Raw genomic sequence first — 24,759 nt, 5'->3', positions numbered from 1 at the left:
AACCGCCCCCTCAAGCACAAAGCCCAAGGACTAATCATGCCCGGTGCCGGTCCATTCCTGCACATGCAGGACAGGGCATCCGGCCCGGCCCGGCCGGGCTTCTGCACGAAAATGTCCCGGCCCGCAGTAGATTGTAGGTATCCGTGGCTGTCCCCACCATCCGCGTCCGCCGAGCAGGAGAACCGAAACGCCTTGCACCTCAAAAGCCTGACCGTCCGGGGGTTCAAGTCATTCGCGTCCGCCACCACCTTCAATTTCGAGCCGGGGGTTACCGCGGTGGTCGGCCCCAATGGATCCGGAAAGTCCAACGTGGTGGACGCCCTGGCGTGGGTCATGGGGGAACAGGGTGCCAAGACCCTTCGCGGCGGCAAGATGGAAGACGTCATCTTCGCCGGCACCTCGGGCCGGCCGCCGCTGGGCCGGGCCCATGTGTCGCTGACCATCGACAACACTGACGGCGCCCTCCCCATCGAGTACAGCGAAGTGACCATCTCGCGGACCCTGTTCCGCTCGGGCGGCTCGGAATACGCCATCAACGGCGCCGGCTGCCGCCTGCTGGACATCCAGGAACTGCTGTCGGACTCCGGCCTCGGCCGCGAGATGCACGTCATTGTGGGCCAGGGCCAGCTTGACCGTGTCCTGCACGCCACGCCGGAGGACCGCCGCGGCTTCATCGAGGAAGCGGCCGGCATCCTGAAGCACCGCCGGCGCAAGGAAAGAACGGTGCGCAAGCTGGACGCCATGCAGGCCAACCTGCAGCGCCTCACCGACCTCACCGGGGAAATCCGCCGCCAGCTCACGCCCTTGGGGAAACAGGCCGAAGTGGCCCGCCGGGCCCAGCGTGTCCAGTTCGATGTCCGCGATGCCCGCGCCCGCCTCCTGGCCGACGACCTCGTCCAGCTTCAGCTGGCGCTGGAACAGGACGTAGCGGACGAGGCCGCCCTCAAGGAACGCCGGACCCTCGTTGCCGGGGAGCTGGAGACCGGCCGCCGGGAGCAGGCCGTGCTGGAACAACGTGCAGCTGAAGCAACCCCCCAGCTGAACGCCGCCAGGGACGCCTGGTACCGTTTGTCCGCCACCAGGGAGCGCCTGCGGTCCCTGGGCTCCTTGGCGCAGGAACGCAGCAGCCTCCTCGGTTCCGTGGAGGCCCCGCCGCCCGGCCGCGATCCGGAACAGCTGGAACGCCAGGCGGCCAGGGTCCGTCAGGAGCTTGCCGAACTGGAGCGGGACATCCTGGACCGGCGAAGCGCCCTCGAAACAGCCTCGGCGGACAAGGCCGACGCGGAACGCGCTGCCCTGGAAGAGGACAAGCGGCTCACTGCAGAGCTCCGCGCGGCAGCCGACCGGCGTGAGGGCCTGGCCCGCCTGGCCGGCCAGGTGGCGGCGGCGAGGTCACGGGTGGAATCCGCCCAGGCGGAGCTGGGCAGGCTGCGCGAATCTCTTGCCGCCGGGAACGAACGGCGGGCGCGCGCCCAGGCCGAATTCGCGGCCCTGGAAAACCAGGTGGCGGGCGTTGAGGAGGGGGAGGAATCCCTTGACGCCGACTACGAGGCCGCCAGCGACGCCCTGGACACGGTGGTCCAGCAGATCGCAGGCCTCCAGGCCGCCGTCAGCGAGGGAGTCCGGAAGCGTGACGCCCTGGTGGCGCGGCGGGACGCCCTGAAGCTGGGCCTCGAACGGAAGGACGGCGCCAGCCACGCCCTGCACGCGGGCCTCGAAGGGATCCACGGATCGCTGGCAGGGCAACTGGCCGTGACGCCGGGCTTCGAGACCGCCATCGCCGCGGTCCTGGGCGAGGCCTCCGAGGCCGTCGTGGTCCAGGATTCCGCCACTGCTGTCGCCGTGGTCCAGCTTCTGAAGGACCACGACGCCGGACGCGCGTCGCTGCTCGTCGAATCGGCTGATGACACTGCGGAAAAGCCGGCGGACGCAACGGCGCCCCTCCCCGCGGGGGCACACTGGGCAGTGAACCTCGTCACATCCGCGTCCCCATGCCCACCTCTCGTGGCGCACCTGCTGTCCGGCACCGCCGTCGTCCCCGACATCCAGGCGGCGTCCGCCCTGGTGGCGGCGCAGCCGGAGCTGACTGCCGTCACCCGGGCCGGAGACATCTTTACGGCCATGTCAGCCACGGGCGGTTCGGCGAAGGCGCCGTCCCTCCTCGAGGTGCAGGCCGCCGTGGACGACGCCGAGAGCGAACTTGCCGAGGTCACGGCAGGTTTGGAGCGGAACAGGTTCGCCCTGGCCGGCGCCGAGGCCCGGCGGTCCGAGGCGCAGGAGCATGCCGACGCTGCACTGGACAGGCTGCATGACTCGGACGCCAGGCTGGCCGCCGTGGCAGAACGCCTGGGCCACCTGAACTCCGTCCTTCGCAGCGCCGTCGGGGAAAGCGACCGCCTGGCGGCATCGCTGGCCAAGGCTGAGGAGAACGTTGCCGCCGAGGAGGAGGCGCTCGCTGCTGTCACTGCCCGCCTGGCCGCAGCGCAGGAAGTCCCGCTGGAAGAGGAGCCCTCCACCGGGCACCGTGACGCGCTCGCCCAGGCGGCCTCCCATGCCCGCAGCGCCGAAGTGGAGGCACGGCTGTCGCTCCGCAGCGCCGAGGAGCAGCTCGCGGCCACACGGAACCGGGCCGCATCCCTGGAGCGCGCGGCCGCAACGGAACGCAGGGCACGCGAGGAAGCTGCCGAACGCGCCCGGGTCCGCCGCATCAAGGCGCGGCGGGCGGCAGCCGTTTCGGCCGCCGTCGGCCTGGCCCTTCGCCATGTGGACGTGTCCGTGGACCTGGCACAGCATGAGCGGGACCTGGCGGAGGAAAACCGGGAGCAGCGGGACCGGGAGCTCGCCGCGATCCGGACCGCAAACGAACTGCTGGCCCGTGAACTCGCCGACCTCACGGACAACGTCCACCGTGATGAGCTCGCCCGGACCCAGCAAAAAGCACGGATCGAAGCCCTCGAGAGCCGCTCCATTGACGAACTGGGGATCACCCCCGATGCCCTGGTGGCCGAGTTCGGCCCGGACGTCCCGGTTCCCGTCCCGGCGGGGGAGAGCGGTGACAAATGGGCCGCCCTTCGCGCCCCTGTGGACCACACCGGTGCGGACATCGTGGAGGGTAAACCCTATGACAGGGCAGAGCAGGAAAAGCGGCTGAAGAAGGCCGAACGGGACCTCGCCGGCCTGGGCAGGGTCAACCCCCTGGCGCTGGAGGAATTCGCCGCGCTTGAGGAGCGCCACCAGTTCCTCAGCGCCCAGCTGGAAGACCTGAAGGCCAGCCGGAAGGACCTCCTGGACATCATCAAGGAAGTGGATGACCGCGTCCAGCGGGTGTTCACGGAGGCGTTCGAGGATACCCAGGCCCAGTTCACCCGGGTCTTCGCCAGGCTCTTCCCGGGCGGCGAGGGGCGGCTGGTCCTGACCGACCCGTCCGACATGCTCACCACCGGCATCGACGTGGAGGCCCGTCCCGCCGGCAAGAAGATCAAGCGGCTGTCGCTCCTGTCCGGCGGCGAACGCTCGCTGACCGCGGTGGCCCTGCTCGTTGCCATCTTCAAGGCGCGGCCTTCGCCGTTCTACGTCATGGACGAGGTGGAGGCGGCCCTGGACGACACCAACCTGGGCCGGCTCATCACGATCTTCGAAGAACTCCGGGAATCCAGCCAGCTCATCGTCATCACCCACCAGAAGCGGACCATGGAAGTTGCCGACGCCCTGTACGGCGTCACCATGCGCGGCGACGGCGTCTCCACCGTGATCAGCCAGAGGCTTGGGGCCGAGGTCTGACGCCGCCGGTGTAACGGCAGGTCAACTGCCTCCCCGGCCCCCAAAAGAGCCCCGGCGTCTATGAGAAGCTAGGGGAGTGAATGACATCCTTCCCATACTTCTGTCCATCCTTGCTGCCCTGGTGGTTCTCGGCGGGCTGATTCCGGTCCTGATGAAGACCCGGAAGAACATCACGCGCTACCCCGGCACGCGGGACGCCAACGACCCCGTCCTGCCGCGGGGCGGCAGCACGGCGGTGGAGGACCGGCCGGGCTCGGTGGCAGACCGCACGGCCCCGGACGGCGCGGACCTTGAAGGCCTGGAGGCCACCGAAGTCCCGGACAACGCCGCAGGACTTGAAGTCATTCCGGTGGAAACCCCGCTGCCTGTGGCGGGCCGGCTGGTCCGCCTCCGCGAACGGCTGGTCCGCTCCAACAACGTCATGGGCAAGGGGCTCCTGGCCCTGCTCTCGAGCGACAAGATCGACGAAAACGTCTGGGACGAAGTGGAGGAAACGCTCCTCCTCGCAGACCTCGGCACCGAACCCACCATGCAGCTCGTGGACGCGCTGCGCGAACGCGTGAAGGTGCTGGGCACCCGGACTCCTGAGCAGGTCAAGCTGCTGCTGCGGGAGGAGCTCATCAAGCTCGTCGATCCCACCATGGACCGCACGCTCAACGTCCAGCGGCACGCCGACAGGCCTGCCGTGATGATGGTGGTCGGCGTGAACGGCGTCGGCAAGACCACCACCGTAGGCAAGCTTGCCCGCGTGCTGGTGGCAGAAGACAAGGACGTCCTGCTCGGCGCGGCGGACACGTTCCGTGCTGCCGCTGCAGAGCAGCTGGCAACCTGGGGCCAGCGCGTCGGCGTTCCCACCGTCAAGTCGGACGTCGACGGCGCAGATCCCGCCTCGGTTGCCTACGAGGCGGTCAAGGCCGGCATCGACCAGGAAGTCGACGTCGTGATGATCGACACCGCCGGCCGGCTGCAGAACAAGGTGGGCCTGATGGACGAACTCCGGAAGGTCAAGCGCGTGGTGGAGAAGCTGGCCGAAGTGGACGAGGTCCTCCTGGTGCTGGACGCAACCACCGGCCAGAACGGCCTGAACCAGGCCCGGGTGTTCTCCGAAGTGGTCAACATCACCGGCATCGTCCTGACCAAACTGGATGGAACCGCCAAGGGCGGCATCGTCGTCGCAATCCAAAAGACTCTCGGCGTCCCGGTGAAGCTGATCGGCCTCGGGGAAGGGGCAGACGACCTTGCCCCCTTCGAGGTTGAAGGCTTCGTGGACGCCCTGCTGAACTAGCCGCAGCTGCAGCCCGCGGTTACGCCGCGGGCTTCCGCAGGCTCTCCCGGGTGGCAAGCCAGGAGCACGCCGCCACCACCATGATGCCGCCGGTCACCCCGAAGGCCCAGCCGTAGCCCAGCCGGTCGGCCAGCACGCCGGCCAGGACCGGCCCCACGATCGCGCCGACGTCGGACGTCATCTGGTACACGGCCAGCACCTTCCCGCCGGACCGCCCGTTGCCGATCACATCGGCGACGGCGGCCTGCTGGGCAGGGCCGAAGAGTCCCGAGCCGATGCCGGCAAGCGCCGATGCCGCCAGGAACCAGCCCAGCCCGGTGGTGAAGCCGATGGCAGCCGTGGAGGCACCCGCCACCAGCAGCCCGGCCACCATCATGGGCTTACGGCCCAGGGTATCGGCCAGCCGGCCCGAGAACGTCAGAGCCGCCGCGTTGCCGGCAGCAAAGACTGCCAAGGCAAACCCCGCCGCTTCAGGCCCCGCGCCGAGCGCGGCCACCGCGAACAGCGGAACGGTGGCCATCCGGACCCCGAACGTGGCCCAGCCGTTCACGAAGCTGGACACCAGCGCCGTCCGGTACGTTCCTGCAGCCAGGGCCTCGGCCAGCGGCATGTCCGCGCGTTCCTGCCGGGGCCCGCTGCCCCGGCGCTGATGGCTCAGCTGCGTCTGGACCACGACGGCGGCTACCACCAGGGCGGCTGCGTACGCCAGGAAGGGAACGCGCAGGCCGAAACCTGCCAGGAGCCCGCCGACAATAGGGCCGCACACGTTCCCGATGAGGAACGCGGACGCATAGGCACCCGAGACGCGGCCCCTGCTTTCGGGCGGTGCGAGCCGGACCACCAGCGCCATCGACGCCACGGTGAACATCACTGAGCCGGCGCCGCCCAGCCCGCGGAACAGCAGCAGCTGCCAATAGTCCTGGGCGAAGGCGCACGCAGCGGTGGATGCGGCCACGATCAGCAGCCCCGTGACATAGACGGGGCGTTCGCCCAGCCGGCCTATGAGGGCGCCGCCCGCAGGGGCGAAGACCAGCCGCATGAACGCGAAGATGGCCACGATCACGGACGCCTCGGTGTTTCCCACCCCGAAGGTTGTGGCGAATTGCGGCAACACGGGGGCAACAAGACCGAATCCCAGCGCAATCAGGAAGGCCGCGGCCAGCATCACCTTGATGTCGCGCGGGAGCTTCTGCCTGTCCCTGCGCAGCATCGAAAAAATCCGCGATGTAGCGCGGCTCACGCGGGTATCTGCCGTCATGGTCCAGTGGTCCTTGCATATGTGGGTGCCGGGCTACGGCGGGAGGGGTGAAACATAACCGTAACAAGCCAGATATGCACCATTTACTTCCTAGAGGTTGTTGTAACAGCCCCGCAATACAAATCCTCCGCGGCCGAAACACAGCGCCGACACACTCGTTACAGGACGCAAAAGGCGTTGGCAGGCGGATCATCTCCGCAAAATTTCGACCACATAGACAAGAGAGGCGTGCACCATGGAACTTACCGCAGGTCACGTATGGATCATGGTGTCGGCGGCGCTTGTGCTGTTGATGACACCGGGTCTGGCATTTTTCTACGGCGGCATGACCCGGGCCAAAGCCGCGCTGAACATGATGATGATGAGCTTCATCTCCATCGGCATGGTGGGAGTCATCTGGGTCCTGTGGGGATACTCAATGACCTCCGGGGACGGCTTCCTCCAGATGGTGGGCAACCCCTTCGCCAACTTCGGGCTTGAAGGCATTGACACCCCCGACGGGCTCATCACGGTGGGCTTCGGCGCCACCTTCGCCATCATCACGGTGGCCCTCATCAGCGGCGCCATCGCTGACCGCGCCAAGTTCGGCGCCTGGACCGTCTTCGTTCCGGTCTGGGTCACGCTGGTCTACTGCCCGCTCGCCTACATGGTGTGGGGCGGCGGCCTGTTCAGCACCGAAGGCGCTGTCGGCGCGGCACTCGGCGAAGCCATCGACTTCGCCGGCGGCACCGTGGTCCACATCAACGCCGGTGTTGCGGCCCTGATCCTCGTCTTCATCGTCGGTAACCGCCGGGGCTTCGGCAAGGACCCCAACCACCGCCCGCACAACATCCCGTTCGTGATGCTCGGCGCTGCGATTCTCTGGTTTGGCTGGTTCGGCTTCAACGGCGGCGCTGCCTCCACCGCAGAGCAGGGCGGCCTCATCTGGGTCAACACCCTCGCCGCCCCGGCAGCAGCAATGCTCGGCTGGCTGGTCACGGAGCGCATCCGCGACGGCCACCCCACCTCACTCGGTGCAGCCTCCGGCGTGGTTGCAGGCCTCGTTGCCATCACCCCCGCCTGCGCCAACGTCAGCCCGGTCGGTGCCCTTGGCCTGGGCGTCGTCGCAGGCGTCGCTTCCGCCCTGGCAGTCGGACTGAAGTTCCGCTGGGGCTTCGATGATTCGCTCGACGTCGTGGGTGTCCACCTGGTTTCCGGCATCATCGGCACCGTGGCCCTTGGCTTCATCGCCCTTCCCGAGGAAGGCGCCGGCGGCGGACTCTTCTACGGCGGCGGCATGACCCAGATGTGGGCGCAGCTGGCAGCAGCCGGGATCGCCATCGCCTACTCCGCGGTCCTGACCACGATCATCGCCCTGGCCATCCACAAGACCATGGGCTTCCGGGTCTCGCAGGAACAGGAAACGGTGGGTGTGGACCTCAGCCTGCACGCCGAAACAGCCTACGAGTTCGGCGTCGGGGGACACGGCGGAAGCTTCCAGCCCCTGCACGACATGATCACCGGAAAGACCCAGGCGGACGCCGCGCAGGCATCCGACGCAGCAACGGGTGCGCAGAAGACAGAATCAGCAACAGGTAAGGAAAGCGTGGGGGCATGAAACTGATTACAGCGATCGTCAGGCCGGAAAAGCTCGAAGCCATCCGGGAAGGTCTGGAGGCCTACGGCGTGCAGGGTCTGACGGTCAGCGCGGCCAGCGGCTACGGCCGGCAGCGCGGCTATACCGAGGTCTACCGCGGAGCGGAGTACAACGTGGATCTGCTGCCAAAGATCCGCGTGGAGGTCCTGGCCACGAACGAGCAGGCGGACGACATCCTCGATGTCATCATCGCCAGCTCCAACACCGGCCGGGCCGGTGACGGCAAGGTCTGGACGGTGGATGTCTCCGAAGCCGTGCGGGTCCGCACCGGTGAACGCGGTGTCGCCGCGATCTAGGGCCGGCGGTACTCCACGGAAACATCCGTGAACACCAAAAGAGCGGGCAGGAAAACCCCAGGGTTTTCCTGCCCGCTCTTCCGCTGTTTAAGGCAGGGCCGCTGATCGGCGGCCCTGCCGCCCGAAGCCGCCGGGGCTCACTTTCCGGGCACCGCGGTGGGCCAGGCTGCCGGTCCGGCAGAGCCGGCGTCGTACTCCTCCAGGGGAACCAGGTCCTGCTGCCAGGCCCGCAGGACCGGCTCCACAATCCGCCAGCACTCCTCCGCCGTATCTCCGCGGACGGACAGCAGCGGGTCGCCCGCCAGCACCCCCTCCAGGACTTCGCCGTAGGGGAGGAGGTCGGAGCCGCTGAGCTCGGTTTCCAGGGTGGCCCGGCTCAGGCTGAAGATGTTCCCGGGCCCGTTCACGTCGACGTCGAACCTCAGGGTGTCCGGGCCGAAGCCAATCCGCAGCTTGTTGGGGGAGTCCACGCCGGTAAAGCCCCGGGGCAGGTGGGGCACCGGGCGGAAGGTGACCACTGCCTCCTTGCGCTTCGCGCCCAGTGCCTTGCCGGACCGAAGAATGAACGGGACCCCGTTCCAGCGCCAGTTGTCGATGTTGACCTGGATCTCGGCCAGCGTCTCGGTCCCGCGTTCAGCGTCCACGCCTTCCTCCCGTGCGTAGTCGGGAACGTCCTTCCCTCCTGCCTGGCCGGCTGTGTAGCGTGCCCTGCGGGTGGAACCGGCATAGGGCTCCGGTACGCTGCTGGCCCGAAGGACGGCGGAAATGGCATCCCGCAGGTCCCGTTCACCGATGGTGGCCGGAGGCTCGATGGCCAGCAGGGCCATGATCTGCAGCAGGTGGCTCTGGATCATGTCCCGCAGTGCGCCGGCGCCGTCGTAGTAGCGGGCCCGCCCCTCCAGCGCGAGGTCCTCGTCGAAGATGATTTCCACCTTTTCCACGTGGTGCCGGTCCCACACCGGTTCCAGGAAATTGTTGGCGAACCGCAGGCCCAGGATGTTCAGCACCGTGGCCTTGCCCAGGAAGTGGTCCACCCGGTGGACGTGGTCTTCGGGGACCAGCCGGACCAGGGTCTGGTTGAGAGAGCGGGCCGAGTCCTCACTGGAACCGAAGGGCTTTTCCATCACCAGCCGCGTGCCCGGCGGGACCTGCTCCGGCCGGAGGGACTCACAGGCAAGCTGGCTGATGCGGGGCGGCAGCGCGAAGTAGACGGCGGTGGGACCCTCGAGCGCCCCAAGAAGCGAGGCCAGCGCCCCCTCGGCGGTGACATCCAGCTGGTGGTACACCGTTTCCTTCTCAAGTGACTGGAGGGCTTCCTTCCCCTCGGCGGCTGCGGACCCGGCGGCTGCCTCGAAGGACGCATGCACCCGTTCCCGCCACTGTTCCGGGGTCCAGGGATCGGATCCGGCACCCACCAGCCGGAGGCCCGCAGCGCGTCCCCTTGCCACCAGGCGCGCCAGTCCCGGCAGGAGCAGCCTGCCCGTCAGGTCCCCCGAGGCGCCGAGGATGAGCAGGGTCTTAACAGTTGGTTGGCTCGTCATTTGGCCAGCATGCCACCTTGCGGGCCCGGCTTGGTACCCTAGATAGTCGAGTCCCGATCATCAACAGCCTTTGATCATCCACTGCCCTGATCATCCACTGAAAGAAGTGCACGTCGCGTGTTCAATTCACTCTCTGACCGGTTGACAGCAACCTTCAAGAACCTGCGCGGTAAAGGCAGGCTTACTGAAGCCGACGTCGATGCCACAGTCCGCGAGATCCGCCGCGCCCTTCTGGACGCCGATGTTGCCGTTCCAGTGGTCCGTGAGTTCACCGGCCGGGTACGGGAACGCGCCCTGGGCGCTGAGGTTTCCGGTGCCCTGAACCCGAGCCAGCAGATCGTCAAGATCGTCAACGAGGAATTGGTGGAGATCCTCGGCGGCGAAACCCGCCGGATCCGCCTGGCGAAGAGCGGCCCCACCATCATCATGCTTGCCGGCCTCCAGGGTGCCGGCAAGACCACCCTCGCCGGCAAGCTGTCCAAGTGGCTGAAGTCACAGGGCCACAGCCCGATGCTCGTGGCCTGCGACCTGCAGCGCCCCAACGCCGTCACGCAGCTGCAGATCGTGGGCCAGCGCGCCAAGGTGCCTGTCTTCGCACCGCACCCCGGTGCCACCTACACCGAGCTCGAACACCCTGCCGGGGACCCGGTTGAGGTTGCCCGCGCCGGTGTTGAGGAAGCGCGGCAGAAACTCCACGACGTCGTCATCGTGGACACCGCCGGCCGGCTGGGCGTCGACGCGGACATGATGGAGCAGGCGCGCCAGATCCGCCGCGCCATCGTGCCCAACGAGGTCCTGTTCGTCATCGACTCGATGATCGGCCAGGACGCGGTGAACACGGCGCTCGCTTTCGACGAAGGCGTCAACTTCACCGGCATCGTCCTGTCCAAGCTCGACGGCGATGCCCGCGGCGGTGCCGCCCTTTCCGTCGCGTCGGTCACGGGAAAGCCGGTGATGTTTGCGTCCACCGGCGAGGGCCTGGACGACTTCGAGCTTTTCCACCCTGACCGGATGGCCTCGCGCATCCTGGACATGGGTGACGTCCTCACCCTGATTGAGCAGGCAGAGAAGTCCTGGGACAAGGACGAAGCCGCCCGGATGGCGAAGAAGTTCGCCGACCAGGAGGACTTCACCCTTGACGACTTCCTGGCCCAGATGCAGCAGATCCGCAACATGGGCTCCATGAAGAAGATGCTCATGATGATGCCGGGTGCGCAGAACATCCGCCAGCAGCTGGAGCAGTTCGACGAGCGCGAGATCGACCGCGTGGAGGCCATCGTCAGGTCCATGACCCCGCACGAGCGCGTCGCTCCCAAGATCATCAACGGCTCCCGCCGTGCCCGCATCGCCCGCGGTTCCGGCGTCCACGTTTCCGAGGTCAACGGCCTGCTGGAGCGCTTTGCGCAGGCCCAGAAGATGATGAAGAAGATGGCCCAGGGCGGCATGCCGGGAATGCCCGGGATGCCGGGCCTGCCGGGGGCCGGCGGCGGTGCCCGGAAGAACGCCAAGAGCGCGCCCAAGAAGAAGGCCAAGTCCGGCAACCCGGCCAAAGCCGCGCAGGAGCGCAAGGACGCCGAGGCCCGCCGGGCGAACGCGGCCAAGGCGCTGCCCACCGGCGCAGCCTTTGGCCAGCAGGCCGGCGATTTTGATCCCTCCCAGCTCAACCTGCCCAAGGGCTTCGACAAGTTCCTCGGCAAATAGGCACACCAGGATCAGCTCAGCAGCAGATGCCGTTTGAGGGCTCGCGACGACATCTGCTGCTGCCTGCCGGGGATGCCGGTGCCGTGGAATAGGGTTGGGTCATGTTCAAGCAGAGGGTAGTGTTCGTGCACGGCGCGGGCAGCTTCGGCGCCGCAGCCTGGCCCCGCCAGCACGGCGTGGCCCTGTCCTACGATGCCCTGTTCCTGCGCCGCCACGGCTTCGACACTGTTGCCGAACCCACCGCGTCCTCGTTCGAGGAGGACACGCGCATCCTGCTGGACTCCCTTGGGGACGACGGCCGGGGCAGCGCCGGCGGGCACGTCGTGGCGCATGCGCAAGGGGCCATCTCCGCCATGATGGCCGCCGTCGAACGACCCGACCTTGTCTACTCGCTGACCCTGGTGGAGCCGGCCTGCCTGTCCCTGACCGCTGAACTGCCGGCCACCGCGGCGCACATCGGGCTGATGCAGCCGCTGTATAACGTCCGGCATCAACTCAGTGACGAGGATTTCCAGCGCGAGTTCGTCCGCAGGGTCTATGCCACCGACCTGCAGCAGCCGGTGACTGCCGAGGAGAAGCGCTCTGCCAGGCGGCTGCGGCTGCAGGCGCCGTCCTGGGAAGCCCCGCTGCATATCGTCCCCGGCGTGCCGACGCTCGTCCTGACCGGCGGCTGGGAGCCGCTCTACGAGGAGATCGCCGGCTACCTCCGTGAAACCGGGGCGCTCCACCGTACTGCCGCCGGCGGGCACCGGCCCCACGACTCCCCGGAAGGGGACCGCATCATCCGTTCGTTCATCAGCGACTCAAGCCGCGTGCAGGCACGCGCCTCCTGATCCTCCCGAAATTGCCCTCCACAGGGGCCCGTCCGGCCGGCCCCAATGACCAGCCGGACGGCACCTGCAGGCTGCTAGCGCCCCGGCGGAACGCTCAGCTCCGGCAAATAGACTTTCCCGCCGGCGGCCAGGAATTCCTCGCTCTTGCCCCGCATGCCGGCTGCCGCTTCAGCAAGCGCCGCCTGCGACTCGGCGGAGCCGTACTCGTCCCTGATGTCCTGGCTGATCCTCATGGAGCAGAACTTGGGCCCGCACATGGAGCAGAAATGCGCGGTCTTCGCCGGTTCGGCCGGGAGGGTTTCGTCGTGGAAGGCCTCGGCCGTCTCCGGGTCCAGCGACAACGCAAACTGGTCCCGCCACCGGAACTCGAAGCGTGCCTTGGACAGTGCGTCATCACGTTCGTGGGCGCCCGGGTGGCCTTTGGCAAGGTCTGCCGCGTGCGCAGCGATCTTGTACGTGATCACCCCTGTCTTGACATCGTCCTTGTTGGGCAGCCCCAGGTGTTCCTTGGGCGTGACGTAGCACAGCATTGCCGTGCCGTAGCGGGCAATTTCCGTTGCGCCGATGGCGGAGGTGATGTGGTCGTAGCCCGGGGCCACGTCGGTCACCAGCGGGCCCAGCGTGTAGAACGGCGCGCCCTTGCACAGCTCCTGCTGCCGTTCAACGTTCTCCCTGACCAGGTGGAACGGGACGTGTCCAGGACCCTCCACCATCACCTGGACGTCGTGCTCCCAGGCACGCTGCGTGAGCTCGGCGAGCGTGTCCAGCTCGGCAAACTGCGCGGCATCGTTGGCATCCGCCGTCGCCCCCGGCCGCAGGCCGTCACCCAGGGAAAACGCGACGTCGTACCGGGCGAAAATTTCGCAGAGCTCATCGAAGTGCGTGTAGAGGAAGTTCTCCCGGTGGTGCGCCAGGCACCACCCGGCCATGATGGACCCGCCACGGGACACGATGCCCGTGACGCGGTTGGCGGTCAGGGGGACGTAGCGAAGCAGCACGCCGGCGTGGATGGTCATGTAGTCCACCCCCTGCTCGCACTGTTCGATGACGGTGTCACGGAAGATCTCCCAGGTCAGGGCGTTGGCTTCGCCGTTGACCTTCTCCAGGGCCTGGTAGATGGGGACGGTGCCGATCGGGACAGGCGAATTGCGGATGATCCACTCCCGGGTGGTGTGGATGTCGTCGCCGGTGGAGAGATCCATGACGGTGTCGGCGCCCCACCGGGTTGCCCACTGCAGCTTGTCCACCTCTTCGGCGATTGAACTGGTCACTGCCGAGTTGCCGATGTTGGCGTTGATCTTCACCAGGAAGGCCTTGCCGATGATCATCGGCTCGGATTCGGGGTGGTTGATGTTGTTGGGAATGATGGCCCGGCCTGCGGCGATTTCGCTCCGGACCAGTTCAACATCGCAGTTCTCCCGCAGCGCCACGAAGCGCATTTCCGGGGTGGTGACGCCCTGGCGCGCATAGTGCATCTGGGTCACGGTCCGGCCCTCGACGGCGCGGCGCGGCACGGGAGGCGCTCCCTTCCACTCCGCGCTGGCGGCGCCGCGGCGTACAGCCGAGCGGCCGTCGTCGAGCAGGTTCCTCTCCCTGCCGCTATACGCTTCCGTGTCTGCCCGCGCCTCGATCCATTCCCTGCGGAAGGGAGGAAGGCCCTGGACGGGATTGCTCCCCGGACCGGCCGTCCGGTAGGTCCGGAACGGCTGGTTCGGAATGCCGTTGGGGGACGGCTCCAACGCAATTTCCGTCACGGGAACACGGATCCCGGTCCCGGCGTCCTCGAGGTAGGCCAGGGAGTGGGATTTCAAGGATTGCGTCACCGGCGGCGGGTTCCCGTCAGTGGCGGCACCCGGGGTGTTGCGGGCAGGGTTAAGCTGCTGATTTGGTGTACTCAAGGAATACTCACTTCCTTCGCCGGCATTACCCGGACAGGTTCGACGGTCGCAGGCTGCGTCAGCCCGATCTCAGCCCCTGCAGGGGCACCCGTGTGGTCAAGATGAAAGATACCACAGCCCTTCTTTCGGGGCTTGTCACATTGCCGGTGCTAGCCTGACCGGGCAGGAAAGAGGTGCACATGGCAGAAATCATCCACTTCACGGGGACAGTCCTGACCGGACCCGGGAGTGAGCAGCACGGACTGTGGTCCGTCGACGGGCGCCTGACGTTCCGCCGGCCGGCGAAGGCTCCGGACCGGATCCTGGCGGGATGGGTGCTGCCGGGCTTCGTGGATGCCCACTGCCACATCGGGCTCGGCGTGGGAGGGGCGGTGGATGCTCCGACTGCCGAAGAGCAGGCGCGGACGGACCTGATGGCCGGCACACTGTTGATCCGGGACGCAGGTTCCCCTGCTGACACGCGATGGCTGCAGGACAGAAAAGACGTCCCGGTGCTGATCCGCGCCGGACGCCACGTTGCGCGCACGCGCCGGTACCTGCGGGGGTTTGCTGAGGAAGTCGAACCGGAGGGCCTGGTGGAAGCTGTCCGTAAACAGGCCAGGGAAGGTGACGGCTGGGTCAAGCTTGTGGGGGACTGGATTGACCGCGGCGCCGGCGACCTCGCGCCGTCGTTCCCTGCCGCCGTCGTCCGCGATGCAGTCCTGGCCGCCCATGACGAAGGCGCGCGCGTCACCGCCCACTGCTTCGCGGAAGAGACGCTCGACGACGTGCTGGACGCCGGCATCGACTGCGTCGAGCACGCCACCGGCCTCCTGCCGCGGCACCTGCCCCGCTTCGTGGAGCAGCAGGTGCCCATTGTGCCCACCCTGGTCAATATCGCCACGTTCCCGGACATCGCCGCGCAGGCAGCACCCAAGTTCCCGCAGTATGCGGCGCACATGCGTTCACTGTGGGAACGGCGGGAGGAGCGGGTGCTTGAGGCGTTCGAGGCCGGCGTGCGGATCTACGCCGGGACCGACGCCGGCAGCGTGATCAGGCACGGCAGGATCGCCGACGAGATCCTGGCCCTCCATGCTGCCGGGCTGCCCATGGCGTCTGCCCTGGACGCCGCGTGCTGGAGTGCGCGGGAGTGGCAGGGCGCGGAGGGCCTGGAGGAAGGGGCACGGGCAGATGTTGTCTTGTGCCGGGAGGACCCGCGGAAGGTACCGGAAGCGGTCCGTAACCTGGCGCACGTTGTCCTGGGCGGACGGGTGGTCCGCTGAAAAGACAACCGGCCTGGGACTTGGAATAAATTGAAGCTTCAAGTAATTTTAAGTGTGTAAGGGCTGCCAACCGGAAGGCCCACAGCACCGGGAGTTACCAATGACTGCACAAGCCGCAAGCCAGGATCTTCTTCCTGCCGACCTCGCCATGGGCACTGTGATGCTCAAGGTGGGCAACATGAAGGTTATGACCGACTACTACCAGCGCGCCCTCGGCCTGGAGGTCATTGCGGAGCAGGACGGCGGCATCTACCTTGGCCGGCTGCAGAAGCCGCTTGTGCACCTGGCGCCCGCGCCCGGGCTGAACCTGCCGGGCAGGGGAGAGGCCGGCCTGTTCCACACGGCGCTGTTGTTCGAGAACCAGGCAGACCTTGCTGCCACCATCGCCACCGCCGCCCGGTTCGAACCGCGCTCGTTCACCGGCAGCGCCGACCACCTTGTCAGCGAAGCCTTCTACTTCAACGACCCCGAGGGCAACGGCATCGAGCTCTACTGGGACCGGCCGCGCAGCAACTGGTCCTGGAACGGCACGGACGTGGTGATGGACAGCCTGGCCCTCCCGCCGCAGCGGTACCTCGAGCAGCACCTGACGGAAGATTCCCTGGAGCGCCAGCTCGGGTCCGTGGCAGGCGTCGGCCACGTGCACCTCCAGGTGGGAGACGTCCAGACGGCGCGCGACTTCTACGTGGGGACCCTCGGCTTCGAGAAGACCGCCGGCTGGCACGGGCAGGCCCTGTTTGTTTCCGCCGGACGCTACCACCACCACATGGCCATGAACGTCTGGAACAGCCGCGGGGCGGGACCCCGCAAGGACACCCTCGGCCTGGGCGAGGTCCTCATCGAGGTGCCGTCAGGGGACGACGTCGGCTCCCTCGCCGACCGCCTCAAGGTCGCCGGCGTTGCCGCGCACCACACCGGCGCCGAACTCCGCTTCGAGGATCCGTGGCGCAACCGCATCCGGGTGGCTGTGCGCTGAACTAGGCTGAATCCGAACGGCCGGGCAGGAGCAGCCTCCCGGCGGCCGCACCACCGCCAAAGGAATGAGGGCAATCCCCATGGGCTTCACCGAGATCTTTGTTGCCACCCACGACGCAGCACTGAAGCGTGCCGGCGTCCTTGACGGCGGCGGCAGCGCTCCCGCAGGTGACGCGGTCCGGATTCCGGACATCAGCGATTTTGAAGTGGAGCAGCTGGGCGACCTGGCCGGTACCGCCGTGCACGCCGGAGGAGCGGATTACGAACTGACCATGGTGGATGTGGGCAGCGATTCGCTCCTGGCCGTGCCCCCGGCCATGGTGCGCGCCCTGGCGGACCTGCTGTCCTATGAAACCGAAGGGGAAGGCGACATCCTCGAAGAGGTTGCCGAGCAGTGGGCCGCGCAGGATGACATGCCGTTTGGTGCTGCAGAGGCGCGGACGTACGTGCAGCGGCTCGCTGAACTCGCCGGCGGAATCGACGACTCGGAGCGTACCGGCCTGTACGTCTGGTCCGCCTGAGCTGATCCGGCCGGAACCTCCGGCCGGCGTCGCCCGTGTCACGCCGCGCCAAGTCGAAATCCTGGCGCTGATCTGGCACAATAAACAGGTACTCGATCTGCGTGGCCCCTCTCTCCGCGTCTGGATCCTGTCCTTCGAGCCCGCAAGTACGGCCCGCCCCACGGGTGCAGAACGCCGGGTTCACCCCCTTTTCTGAAACAGGAGTGACCACAACAGTGGCCGTAAAGATTCGCCTTAAGCGCTTTGGCAAGATGCGCGCACCGTACTACCGCATCGTCGTCGCGGACTCACGCACCAAGCGTGACGGCCGCGCCATCGAAGAGATCGGCAAGTACCACCCCACCGAAGAGCCCTCATACATCGAGGTCAACTCCGAGCGTGCCCAGTACTGGCTGTCCGTCGGCGCCCAGCCGTCCGAGCAGGTCGCCGCGATCCTCAAGATCACCGGTGACTGGCAGAAGTTCAAGGGCCTGCCGGGCCAGGAAGGCACCCTGAAGACCAAGACCCAGAAGGAAGCCTTCGTTGCCCCGGAAAAGGGTTCCGTGATCATCCCGGAAGCCATCACCAAGAAGGCATCCAAGTCTGACGCAGCCGAAGCTCCCGCCGAGGCCGAAGCAGAGACCACCGAGGCTGAGTAGATTGCTGGCAGAAGCGCTGGAACACCTGGTCCGCGGAATCGTTGATTCCCCGGACGACGTCAAGGTCAGCTCCAAGAGCAACCGCCGCGGGGACACCCTCGAAGTGCGCGTTCACCAGGACGACCTTGGACGGGTGATTGGCCGCCAGGGCCGCACGGCGCGCGCACTGCGCACCGTAGTGGCAGCCCTGGCCGGTGGCGAACCGGTGCGGGTCGACGTTGTCGACACCGACCGCCGCCGCTGAGCGCTCGGCACTATTCAGTTTTAGCTCCGGCCCCTCCACCCATGCGGTGGAGGGGCCGGAGTGCTTTTACCAGAGCACCGAAAACCACATCCAACACAGAGGAACACATGCAGCTTCAGGTGGCACGAATCGGCAAACCGCACGGCATCCGCGGCGAAGTGACGGTCCAGGTCCTGACCGACGCCCCTGGGGACAGGTTCGTGCCGGGCACCGAATTCGTGGTTGAGCCGGCGTCAGCGGGACCGCTCACCGTAAACAGCGCCCGCTGGAACAAGGACATCCTGCTGCTGGGCTTCGACGAAATTGGGACCCGCAACGAAGCGGAAACCCTCCGGGGTGCCAAGCTTTTCATTGAAACTGAGGAGCTGGACGAAGACGACGACGAAGGCTGGTACGAGCACGAACTCGTTGGCCTCGAGGCCAGGATCGGTTCCCGGGTGGTCGGCAAGGTCACCGCACTGAACACCATGCCCGTCCAGGACCTGCTGATGGTCACCACTCCGGAGGGCAAGGAAATCCTGATTCCCTTCGTGGAGCAGATCGTGCCCGAGGTCAATGTTGATGGCGGGTTCATCCTCCTCACGCCGCCGGACGGCCTCTTCGAGCTGAATGCGGAGGACGTAGCAGCCGCTTCGGAGCCGGAGGAGAAAGACTAAATGCGGATCGACGTCGTCAGTATTTTTCCCGAATACCTGGCACCGCTGGAACTGTCCCTGATCGGGAAAGCCCGCCAGGACGGGATCTTGGACCTCCGCGTCCACGACCTCCGCGCCTTCACCACGGACAGGCACCGCACCGTCGACGACACGCCCTACGGCGGGGGCGCCGGCATGGTGATGAAGCCCGAACCATGGGCGCAGGCCCTGGAATCCATCGCAGCCGACCGCCCGGAAGGATCGGGCAGGCCGGTACTGATCGTGCCGTCGCCGGCGGGGGAGAGGTTCACCCAGGCGCTGGCCTACGAGTTGGCCGAGCAGGAGCACCTCGCGTTTGCCTGCGGACGCTACGAGGGCATCGACGAACGCGTCATCGAGTGGTCCCGGGAGCATTTCGACGTCCGCCCCGTCAGCCTGGGTGACTACGTCCTCAATGGCGGCGAGGTTGCGGTGCTGGCCATGGTGGAAGCCATTGGACGACTGCTGCCGGGCGTTGTAGGCAACCCCGAGTCCCTGGTGGAGGAATCCCATTCCGACGGGCTCCTGGAGTACCCCGTCTACACCAAGCCCTCTGTGTGGCGCGAGCGCGAAGTGCCTGCCGTGCTGCTGAGCGGGAACCACGGCAGGATTGCGCAGTGGCGCCGCCATGAACAGTTCCGGCGGACGGCGGAACGCCGCCCCGACCTCCTCGAAGCGTTCGACGCCGGGAAGCTGCCGCGTGCCGACCGCACCGAACTGCAGGACCTGGGATACGACGTCGTGAACGGCCGCCTGCGCCGCCGGCCCGGCGCTGAAGGCACCCCGCAGGACTAAGGGGCGTCATGCAGCCATGGCAGGCAGCCTGGGTGCGGGCGCTGCGGGATTGGCCGTAGACCCCGCAGTGTGGCAAAATTAGTCCTTGTGTCTGCTGGGTCCGCACCTGCCACAGGGGGAGCGCAACCAACAGCTAAGGCAACCGGCCTCATCAACCAGTGAAGTGGCCGGACCACTTACCTTTCGGCGGAGATCCCCGGTGCGCCACGAGCGCCCCAGGTTTTGCTGCCGTGACCCAAAGTGAATGACCTGTGGCGTTCACCAGGAGTGCAATTATGCATATTCTCGATTCCCTCGATGCAGCCTCGCTGCGTACCGATGTTCCCGAGTTCCGCGCGGGTGACACCCTCAAGGTGCACGTGAACATCATCGAAGGCAAGAACTCCCGTGTCCAGGTATTCCAGGGCTTCGTCCTGGGCCGCCAGGGCGACGGCGTCCGTGAGACCTTCACGGTCCGCAAGGTCTCCTTCGGCGTCGGTGTGGAGCGTACCTTCCCGGTTCACTCCCCGATCATCGACAAGATCGAGGTCGTCACCAAGGGTGACGTCCGCCGCGCGAAGCTTTACTACATGCGCGCACTGCGCGGTAAGGCTGCGAAGATCAAGGAAAAGCGCGACTTCAGCACCGCAAAGTAAGTCCTTTTCGGACCTGCAGAGGCCGGGCCACAGCCGTATCCGGCCAGCGCCGGAGCCATTCAGCACCAGCGCCCAGGATACGGACCATGGACCACACAAAACGCCAGCCCCGGAAAATGGGCTGGCGTTTTGCGTTCCTGGCCGCCATCCTGGCCGTTGCGGTCAGCGGACTGGTCCGATCACTGTGGCTTGATGTGTACTTCATCCCGTCCGCGTCCATGGAGCCCGTGCTGGAAGGCGGGGACCGCATCCTGGTTTCCCGGACCGACTTCCGCGCCGAGCCGATCCGGCGCGGGGACGTCGTCGTCTTTGACGGCAGGGGCAGTTTCGCCCCGCTCAACAGCGGCAAGGGCCCCCTGGCGGACACCGCGGCTGCCGTCACCCACTGGGTCGGCCTCACCGGCAGCGACACCACCTACGTCAAGAGGGTCATCGGGCTCCCCGGGGACTCGGTGGCCTGCTGCGACGGCGGCGGCAACGTGACGGTGAACGGGGAGCCCCTGGCGGAGCCCTACATCTTCAACGGAGATGCCCCCAGCACCCAAAGGTTCAGTGCCGTGGTCCCAGATGGCCGGCTGTGGCTGATGGGGGACCACCGCTCCGTCTCGGCCGATTCGCGAAGCCTGCTCGGAGCCCCCGGCGGCGGCATGGTCCCGCTGGACAGGGTGATCGGCAGGCCGGTCCAGATCATCTGGCCGCTTGATAGATTTGCTTCAATACCCCGTCCGCCTGCAGGACCAACAACAGAGAACGGACAGTAGATGCCCGAGAACCACGCGCGGACTCCCGAACCACGCCACGAAGGCGCTTCGGACGTTCCGGCCGATGCCGTTCCCGGGACTTCGGCCCAGGGTCCTGGCGCGCCTGCGTCCGGCGCCGCGGGCAGCCGCGCCGCCGCCAAGTCTGCGGCGAAGCCCGCCGGCAGCCCCGTCTTCGCATGGCTGAAGGAAGTGGCCACGGTGGTGGTGATCGCCGTCGTCCTGTCCTTCCTGATCAAGACCTTCCTGTTCCGTGCGTTCTTCATCCCGTCCGAGTCCATGGTCAACACCCTGGAAGTGGACGACCGCATCTTCGTCAACCTCCTGGTCCCCGAGCCGTTCGCGCTGAACCGCGGCGACGTCGTGGTTTTCCGGGACACCAAGGGCTGGCTCCAGCCCGCGCCCGAACAACCGCAGGGCCCCTTCACCTGGGTCCAGGACGGGCTGACGTTCGTTGGCCTGCTGCCGGACAACTCCGAGCAGCACCTGGTCAAGAGGGTCATCGGGCTCCCGGGTGACCACGTGGTCTGCTGCGATGCCGGCGGTAGACTGACCATTAACGGGACCGCCATCAACGAGAGCTACATCAATCCGGCTGAAATCCCGCAGATCCGCAACTTCGACGTGACTGTCCCCGAGGGCAAGGTATGGGTGATGGGAGACAACCGCAACCATTCCGCCGACTCCCGCGCCCACATGGACTCCGACGGCGGATTCATCGACATGGCCGACCTTGAGGGCAAGGCCGCCGTCATTGCCTGGCCGCTGAGCCGGTTCACCACCCTGGGCAACTATCCCGACGTGTTCCGCAACGTACCGGCGGCGCCCTGACCATGCCCGCCGCACTCAAGACCAGGCCGGGTTCCACCAAGGTTCCCTCACCAGGGAAGGCACCCACCCTCCGGCACGAGCGGACCTTCAAGGCCCAGGGGATCCGGTACCTTGCCGGTGTAGACGAGGTGGGGCGCGGCGCGCTTGCCGGGCCCGTCAGTGTGGGCATCGCCGTCGTTGACCTGGAACGGCAGAAGCCCCTGGCCGGGGTCCGGGACAGCAAACTCCTGCCCCCTGCGGAGCGGGAACGCCTTGACCCGCTGGTCCGCCGGTGGAGCGTGGCGTCGGCAGTGGGCCACGCCTCAGCGCAGGAAATCGACTCCATCGGCATCATCGCCGCGTTGCGCCTTGCCGGAACCAGGGCGTGGCAGGAAGTCCTTTCCGCGGGTGTCCGCCCCGAGGCGGTGCTCCTGGACGGAAGCCACAACTGGCTCTCACCTGCCGGGCAGCTGTCCCTGTTCGACGAGCCGGTACTGGAGGGCAGCTGCGACGCTCCCGTGCACACCAAGGTCAAGGCGGACATGCAGTGCCTGAGCGTGGCGGCTGCCAGCGTCATCGCAAAGGTTGAGCGCGACCGGATGATGCGGGAGCTCCATGCTGAGTTCCCTGACTTCGGCTGGGACGTCAACAAGGGCTACGCCACCGCACTGCACCGGGATGTCCTCCGTGCTGCCGGGCCCACGCCATACCACCGGGTCAGCTGGCGGCTCCTTGGCGGGGAACTGGCTGACGAAGGCCTGGCGGACGGTGCAGGGCCAGCCGACGGGGACTGAGCCCCGCGCCGGACACCAGCCGCCCTGCCGATGGTGCAAGATGGAAGCATGAGTGCCGAGGATCTTGAAAACTACGAAACCGACATGGAGCTTCAGCTCTACCGTGAATACCGCGATGTCGTCGGGCTGTTCAGCTATGTTGTCGAGACCGAACGCCGCTTTTACCTGGCCAACCACGTGGACCTGCAGGCCCGCAGCGCAGACGGCGAGGTCTACTTTGACCTGACCCTGCAGGATGCCTGGGTCTGGGACGTCTACCGTTCCGCACGGTTCGTCAAGAGTGTCCGCGTCCTGACCTTCAAGGACGTCAACGTCGAAGAGCTTCCGCGCAACGAGGAGCTTGCCCTGCCCAAGGATGTCGACCTGGGCAACTAGCACCTTGCGCGGGCCCGGACTTCCCCTGCACAGCTGACTTTTCCTTCACAAGGCCTGCCGGGCCCGGTTCATCCACATAGGGGACCGCCGTCCTGTCCTTCGTGTTCCAGCCCGTCCAGGCTGGTTGCGGAGGTAGACATGAAATCGAAAGACCTGCTGGGCCGGCACGGCGAGGACCTTGCCGCCGGATACCTGGAAGCCCTTGGCATGCTCGTGGTGGAGCGCAACTGGCGCTGCACCGAGGGTGAAATAGACATCGTCGCGCTCGACGGCGATGCCCTGGTGATCGCCGAGGTCAAGACCCGCCGTACCCTCGATTACGGCCATCCCTTTGAAGCCGTTGGCGCGGACAAGCTGGCGCGGCTGCACCGGCTGGGGGCCGCGTGGTGCCGGGACCGTGAGCTTCGGATGCCGCTGCGGCGCGTTGACGTCATCGCGGTGATTGACGACGGCGGCGGGTCGCCCCTGGTGGAGCACCTCAGGGGGGTGGGCTGAATGCCGCTGGGACGCACCTACTCCATTGCCCTGGTGGGGCTCAACGGCTACATGGTGGAGGTCGAAGCCGACATCGGCCAGACCCTCCCTGCATTCGTACTGCTCGGCCTTCCGGACGCTTCCCTTAATGAGGCCAAGGAGCGGATCCGGTCGGCGGCGAAGAATTCCGGAATTCCGCTGAGCCGCCGGAAGATCACCGCCAACCTCATCCCCGCCTCCCTGCCGAAGCGGGGATCCGGATTCGACCTGGCGGTGACCATGGCCGTACTCCGCGCCGCCAATGACATCAAACCCACCGGGCGGACGGTGTTTATCGCAGAGCTGGGACTCGACGGCCGGCTGCGCCCTGTTCGCGGAATCCTGCCGGCGGTGATGGCCTCGGTGCAGGCCGGTTATCCGGACATCGTTGTGGCGCAGGCAAACCTGGCGGAGGCATCGTTGGTTCCTGATGCCAACGTGCGGGGGTACAGCACCCTGGCCCGGCTGGCGCTGGAATTCGGGGCGGATCCCCAGGAGCTTGCGCTGGATTTCGAACCAGAGGACACGGACAGCCCCGGGGACGCAGGAGTGGAGGCCGGCACTTGCCCTGACATGGCGGATGTCTCCGGCCAGGGGGATGCCCGGCGCGCACTGGAAGTCGCAGCTGCCGGGGCCCACCACCTCCTCCTGACGGGTCCTCCGGGCGCGGGCAAGACCATGCTGGCGGAACGCCTGCCCGGGCTCCTGCCGGATCTTGGCGACCATGAGTCCATGGAGGTCACGGCCATCCATTCGCTGTGCGGACTGCCGTCTTCCCCTGTGCAGCTCCTCCGGCGGCCACCCTTCGAAAGTCCGCACCACTCCGCAACCGCGGCATCCATCATTGGGGGAGGCTCGGGGCTTCCCCGGCCCGGAGCCGCCTCCCGTGCCCACCGCGGAGTCCTGTTCCTTGACGAGGCACCCGAGTACGAGCGCCGCGTGCTCGATGCCCTCCGCCAGCCACTGGAAAGCGGTGAACTGGTGATCCACCGGTCAGCAGGAACCGCTGCCTACCCAGCAAGGTTCCAGCTGGTGCTCGCCGCCAATCCCTGTCCCTGCGGCAAGGCCTCCGGCAAAGGCCTCGACTGCACCTGCACGCCCATGATGCGACGGCGTTACCTGGCCAGGATGTCCGGTCCGCTCCTCGACAGGGTGGACATCCAGCTTCAGGTGGAACGGGTTTCCCTGGCCGACTTCGGACAGGCAGGGGCTGAGGAAGACACGGCAACTGTCGCACGGCGGGTGCTGGGCGCACGGTCCCGGCAACGGGAGCGGTTGGCCGCCTACGGGCTGGAAACCAATGCGCAGATCCCCGGCCGCATCCTCCGGGGCGAGCTTCGGCTCCCGCCCGCAGTGACGCGCATCCTGGATCATTCCCTGGAGCGCGGCATCCTCACGGCGCGCGGCTACGACAGGGTGCTCCGGCTCGCATGGACCCTCGCCGACTTGGGATACCGGGAGCAACCGGACATCAACGACATCGGCCAGGCGCTGGGGCTTCGGCAGGCAACGGCGGCCGCAGCATGAAGGAGGCAGC

At 67.0% G+C, this 24,759-nt stretch carries 23 protein-coding genes and 1 riboswitch; of the genes, 20 read left to right on the top strand and 3 right to left on the bottom strand.

What is annotated here, in order from left to right; genetic code table 11:
• The first annotated feature begins 192 nt into the window (after nucleotides 1-192).
• Nucleotides 193-3,780: a chromosome segregation protein SMC gene (smc, locus tag AC4BCK_RS12195; RefSeq protein WP_490565984.1), complete on the top strand. Its 3,588-nt coding sequence runs from the start codon at nucleotides 193-195 to the stop codon at nucleotides 3,778-3,780.
• Nucleotides 3,781-3,856: 76 nt separating this feature from the next.
• The gene (gene ftsY / locus AC4BCK_RS12190) at nucleotides 3,857-5,065 is read left to right on the top strand and encodes a signal recognition particle-docking protein FtsY (protein WP_174178181.1); all 1,209 of its coding nucleotides are present in this window, start codon (nucleotides 3,857-3,859) and stop codon (nucleotides 5,063-5,065) included.
• 19 nt (nucleotides 5,066-5,084) lie between these two features.
• Here ftsY and AC4BCK_RS12185 read toward each other — a convergent pair whose 3' ends face one another.
• Nucleotides 5,085-6,275 (bottom strand): MFS transporter, encoded by a 1,191-nt coding sequence (locus tag AC4BCK_RS12185; RefSeq protein WP_251423654.1) that lies wholly within the window; start codon nucleotides 6,273-6,275, stop codon nucleotides 5,085-5,087.
• 283 nt (nucleotides 6,276-6,558) lie between these two features.
• Here AC4BCK_RS12185 and AC4BCK_RS12180 point away from each other — a divergent pair, with 283 nt between their 5' ends.
• Together AC4BCK_RS12180 and AC4BCK_RS12175 are read left to right on the top strand one after the other, a co-directional pair.
• Nucleotides 6,559-7,920, top strand: coding sequence for an ammonium transporter (locus AC4BCK_RS12180; protein WP_174178183.1), 1,362 nt, complete (start codon nucleotides 6,559-6,561; stop codon nucleotides 7,918-7,920).
• Nucleotides 7,917-8,255 carry a P-II family nitrogen regulator gene (locus AC4BCK_RS12175; protein ID WP_104184824.1) on the top strand — a complete coding sequence of 113 codons (339 nt, stop codon included), beginning with the start codon at nucleotides 7,917-7,919 and terminating at the stop codon, nucleotides 8,253-8,255. The genes AC4BCK_RS12180 and AC4BCK_RS12175 overlap by 4 nt, the downstream gene beginning before the upstream one ends.
• A gap of 137 nt (nucleotides 8,256-8,392) precedes the next feature.
• Here AC4BCK_RS12175 and AC4BCK_RS12170 read toward each other — a convergent pair whose 3' ends face one another.
• Nucleotides 8,393-9,796: a glucose-6-phosphate dehydrogenase gene (locus AC4BCK_RS12170; protein WP_363937643.1), complete on the bottom strand. Its 1,404-nt coding sequence runs from the start codon at nucleotides 9,794-9,796 to the stop codon at nucleotides 8,393-8,395.
• A 117-nt stretch (nucleotides 9,797-9,913) separates the two neighbouring features.
• Between AC4BCK_RS12170 and ffh the strand changes: the two genes are divergently transcribed.
• Together ffh and AC4BCK_RS12160 are read left to right on the top strand one after the other, a co-directional pair.
• Nucleotides 9,914-11,497 (top strand): signal recognition particle protein, encoded by a 1,584-nt coding sequence (gene ffh / locus AC4BCK_RS12165; protein ID WP_363937641.1) that lies wholly within the window; start codon nucleotides 9,914-9,916, stop codon nucleotides 11,495-11,497.
• A 101-nt stretch (nucleotides 11,498-11,598) separates the two neighbouring features.
• Nucleotides 11,599-12,330, top strand: a complete 732-nt coding sequence (locus AC4BCK_RS12160; RefSeq protein ID WP_363937639.1) for an alpha/beta hydrolase — start codon at nucleotides 11,599-11,601, stop codon at nucleotides 12,328-12,330.
• A 74-nt stretch (nucleotides 12,331-12,404) separates the two neighbouring features.
• Here AC4BCK_RS12160 and thiC read toward each other — a convergent pair whose 3' ends face one another.
• Complete coding sequence (gene thiC / locus AC4BCK_RS12155; RefSeq protein WP_363937637.1) at nucleotides 12,405-14,228, bottom strand: phosphomethylpyrimidine synthase ThiC; 1,824 nt, start codon at nucleotides 14,226-14,228, stop codon at nucleotides 12,405-12,407.
• A riboswitch (TPP riboswitch) is annotated at nucleotides 14,223-14,330 on the bottom strand. Its footprint overlaps the gene before it by 6 nt.
• Nucleotides 14,331-14,407: 77 nt before the next feature.
• Between thiC and AC4BCK_RS12150 the strand changes: the two genes are divergently transcribed.
• From AC4BCK_RS12150 to AC4BCK_RS12085, 14 genes are all read left to right on the top strand, one after another.
• Nucleotides 14,408-15,490, top strand: coding sequence for an amidohydrolase family protein (locus tag AC4BCK_RS12150; protein ID WP_363937634.1), 1,083 nt, complete (start codon nucleotides 14,408-14,410; stop codon nucleotides 15,488-15,490).
• A 100-nt stretch (nucleotides 15,491-15,590) separates the two neighbouring features.
• Nucleotides 15,591-16,466, top strand: coding sequence for a VOC family protein (locus AC4BCK_RS12145; protein WP_174178196.1), 876 nt, complete (start codon nucleotides 15,591-15,593; stop codon nucleotides 16,464-16,466).
• A 79-nt stretch (nucleotides 16,467-16,545) separates the two neighbouring features.
• Entirely contained in the window at nucleotides 16,546-16,986 is a 441-nt protein-coding gene (locus tag AC4BCK_RS12140) for a hypothetical protein (protein WP_174178248.1), read from the top strand.
• Between the two features lie 215 nt (nucleotides 16,987-17,201).
• Nucleotides 17,202-17,624: a 30S ribosomal protein S16 gene (gene rpsP / locus AC4BCK_RS12135; protein ID WP_104184819.1), complete on the top strand. Its 423-nt coding sequence runs from the start codon at nucleotides 17,202-17,204 to the stop codon at nucleotides 17,622-17,624.
• 1 nt (nucleotide 17,625) lies between these two features.
• Nucleotides 17,626-17,868: an RNA-binding protein gene (locus AC4BCK_RS12130; RefSeq protein ID WP_013601399.1), complete on the top strand. Its 243-nt coding sequence runs from the start codon at nucleotides 17,626-17,628 to the stop codon at nucleotides 17,866-17,868.
• Nucleotides 17,869-17,975: 107 nt separating this feature from the next.
• On the top strand, nucleotides 17,976-18,524 hold the full coding sequence (gene rimM, locus AC4BCK_RS12125) for a ribosome maturation factor RimM (RefSeq protein ID WP_363937630.1): 549 nt from the start codon (nucleotides 17,976-17,978) through the stop codon (nucleotides 18,522-18,524).
• Nucleotides 18,525-19,337: a tRNA (guanosine(37)-N1)-methyltransferase TrmD gene (gene trmD / locus AC4BCK_RS12120; RefSeq protein ID WP_174178200.1), complete on the top strand. Its 813-nt coding sequence runs from the start codon at nucleotides 18,525-18,527 to the stop codon at nucleotides 19,335-19,337.
• A 275-nt stretch (nucleotides 19,338-19,612) separates the two neighbouring features.
• On the top strand, nucleotides 19,613-19,972 hold the full coding sequence (rplS, locus tag AC4BCK_RS12115) for a 50S ribosomal protein L19 (protein WP_066276805.1): 360 nt from the start codon (nucleotides 19,613-19,615) through the stop codon (nucleotides 19,970-19,972).
• Nucleotides 19,973-20,058: 86 nt separating this feature from the next.
• Nucleotides 20,059-20,733 (top strand): signal peptidase I, encoded by a 675-nt coding sequence (gene lepB, locus AC4BCK_RS12110; protein ID WP_363937628.1) that lies wholly within the window; start codon nucleotides 20,059-20,061, stop codon nucleotides 20,731-20,733.
• Entirely contained in the window at nucleotides 20,734-21,561 is an 828-nt protein-coding gene (lepB, locus tag AC4BCK_RS12105; RefSeq protein ID WP_363937625.1) for a signal peptidase I, read from the top strand.
• A 2-nt stretch (nucleotides 21,562-21,563) separates the two neighbouring features.
• On the top strand, nucleotides 21,564-22,334 hold the full coding sequence (gene rnhB / locus AC4BCK_RS12100) for a ribonuclease HII (protein ID WP_174178207.1): 771 nt from the start codon (nucleotides 21,564-21,566) through the stop codon (nucleotides 22,332-22,334).
• A gap of 48 nt (nucleotides 22,335-22,382) precedes the next feature.
• Nucleotides 22,383-22,709, top strand: a complete 327-nt coding sequence (locus tag AC4BCK_RS12095) for a DUF2469 domain-containing protein (RefSeq protein ID WP_056335405.1) — start codon at nucleotides 22,383-22,385, stop codon at nucleotides 22,707-22,709.
• Between the two features lie 138 nt (nucleotides 22,710-22,847).
• The gene (locus AC4BCK_RS12090) at nucleotides 22,848-23,204 is read left to right on the top strand and encodes a YraN family protein (protein ID WP_363937621.1); all 357 of its coding nucleotides are present in this window, start codon (nucleotides 22,848-22,850) and stop codon (nucleotides 23,202-23,204) included.
• A complete protein-coding gene (locus AC4BCK_RS12085; protein WP_363937618.1) occupies nucleotides 23,205-24,749 on the top strand; it encodes a YifB family Mg chelatase-like AAA ATPase in 1,545 nt (514 codons plus the stop codon). It abuts the gene before it with no gap.
• The last annotated feature ends 10 nt before the right edge of the window (nucleotides 24,750-24,759 follow it).

Source organism: Pseudarthrobacter sp. As-47 (assembly GCF_058215595.1).
This window is presented reverse-complemented; position numbering and strand designations above follow the sequence as displayed.

What these genes read in the sequence shown, in the direction of transcription:
- AC4BCK_RS12185 (WP_251423654.1), bottom strand. Translation starts at nt 6,275, where the DNA reads ATGCTGCGCAGGGACAGGCAGAAGCTCCCGCGCGACATCAAGGTGATG.
- AC4BCK_RS12180 (WP_174178183.1), top strand. Translation starts at nt 6,559, where the DNA reads ATGGAACTTACCGCAGGTCACGTATGGATCATGGTGTCGGCGGCGCTT.
- AC4BCK_RS12175 (WP_104184824.1), top strand. Translation starts at nt 7,917, where the DNA reads ATGAAACTGATTACAGCGATCGTCAGGCCGGAAAAGCTCGAAGCCATC.
- AC4BCK_RS12170 (WP_363937643.1), bottom strand. Translation starts at nt 9,796, where the DNA reads ATGACGAGCCAACCAACTGTTAAGACCCTGCTCATCCTCGGCGCCTCG.
- AC4BCK_RS12160 (WP_363937639.1), top strand. Translation starts at nt 11,599, where the DNA reads ATGTTCAAGCAGAGGGTAGTGTTCGTGCACGGCGCGGGCAGCTTCGGC.
- AC4BCK_RS12150 (WP_363937634.1), top strand. Translation starts at nt 14,408, where the DNA reads ATGGCAGAAATCATCCACTTCACGGGGACAGTCCTGACCGGACCCGGG.
- AC4BCK_RS12145 (WP_174178196.1), top strand. Translation starts at nt 15,591, where the DNA reads ATGACTGCACAAGCCGCAAGCCAGGATCTTCTTCCTGCCGACCTCGCC.
- AC4BCK_RS12140 (WP_174178248.1), top strand. Translation starts at nt 16,546, where the DNA reads ATGGGCTTCACCGAGATCTTTGTTGCCACCCACGACGCAGCACTGAAG.
- rimM (WP_363937630.1), top strand. Translation starts at nt 17,976, where the DNA reads ATGCAGCTTCAGGTGGCACGAATCGGCAAACCGCACGGCATCCGCGGC.
- trmD (WP_174178200.1), top strand. Translation starts at nt 18,525, where the DNA reads ATGCGGATCGACGTCGTCAGTATTTTTCCCGAATACCTGGCACCGCTG.
- rplS (WP_066276805.1), top strand. Translation starts at nt 19,613, where the DNA reads ATGCATATTCTCGATTCCCTCGATGCAGCCTCGCTGCGTACCGATGTT.
- lepB (WP_363937628.1), top strand. Translation starts at nt 20,059, where the DNA reads ATGGACCACACAAAACGCCAGCCCCGGAAAATGGGCTGGCGTTTTGCG.
- lepB (WP_363937625.1), top strand. Translation starts at nt 20,734, where the DNA reads ATGCCCGAGAACCACGCGCGGACTCCCGAACCACGCCACGAAGGCGCT.
- rnhB (WP_174178207.1), top strand. Translation starts at nt 21,564, where the DNA reads ATGCCCGCCGCACTCAAGACCAGGCCGGGTTCCACCAAGGTTCCCTCA.
- AC4BCK_RS12095 (WP_056335405.1), top strand. Translation starts at nt 22,383, where the DNA reads ATGAGTGCCGAGGATCTTGAAAACTACGAAACCGACATGGAGCTTCAG.
- AC4BCK_RS12090 (WP_363937621.1), top strand. Translation starts at nt 22,848, where the DNA reads ATGAAATCGAAAGACCTGCTGGGCCGGCACGGCGAGGACCTTGCCGCC.
- AC4BCK_RS12085 (WP_363937618.1), top strand. Translation starts at nt 23,205, where the DNA reads ATGCCGCTGGGACGCACCTACTCCATTGCCCTGGTGGGGCTCAACGGC.